Here is a 554-nt window from a genome sequence, read left to right on the forward strand (position 1 = left end):
CGCCGCCGCGGCGGCGTCCGTGGACCGGGGCGCGGGCGTCGCGGTGCTGACCGACCTGGGCAGCGCGGTGCTCACCGTGAAGGCGCTGCTGGCCGAGGGCGACGAGCTTCCGGAGAACACGCGGCTGGTGGACGCGCCGTTCCTGGAGGGCGCGGTGGCCGCGGTGGTCACCGCCTCCACGGGCGCGGACCTCGACGCGGTGGCGGCGGCGGCCTCGGAGGCGTACGGCTACCGGAAGGTGTGAGGGAGGCTGGGGAGAGCGGGGAGACCGGGGCAGGCCGCGTACGGCGCGTCAGTCCGCGGAGTCGACGAACTCCCGCGCCAGACGCCCCCCTTGGGACTCCGCGGCCTCCCGGTCCTCCAGCGGGGTGACCCGGCTGTCCTTGAACACGATGTACGTCACCCCGGAGGGGGCGCCGCCGGAGCGCGGGTCGGGGTCGATGCCCAGGGACGTGGCCGCCGCGTAGGACGCCTCGCCGATGATGTCGGTCGGACCGACGTCGCCGACGACCGCGTAGCTGACCCGGTCGCGGTAGACCACGGCCGCGACCGGG

Annotated in this window: 2 protein-coding genes; one reads left to right on the forward strand and one right to left on the reverse strand. The window is 76.2% G+C overall.

Annotated features, from left to right (window positions below; genetic code table 11):
• Nucleotides 1-244 (forward strand): PTS-dependent dihydroxyacetone kinase phosphotransferase subunit DhaM (locus CCN29_RS22400; protein WP_442538451.1); only part of this gene is annotated, 244 nt, incomplete at its 5' end.
• 48 nt (nucleotides 245-292) lie between these two features.
• On the opposite strand, the gene CCN29_RS22405 is transcribed toward CCN29_RS22400, so the two are convergent.
• A partial coding sequence (locus CCN29_RS22405) for a glycoside hydrolase family 75 protein (protein WP_442538452.1) occupies nucleotides 293-554 on the reverse strand: 262 nt, incomplete at its 5' end.

This window comes from Streptomyces pseudogriseolus (assembly GCA_002154585.1).
GTDB classification, from domain to species: domain Bacteria; phylum Actinomycetota; class Actinomycetes; order Streptomycetales; family Streptomycetaceae; genus Streptomyces; species Streptomyces pseudogriseolus.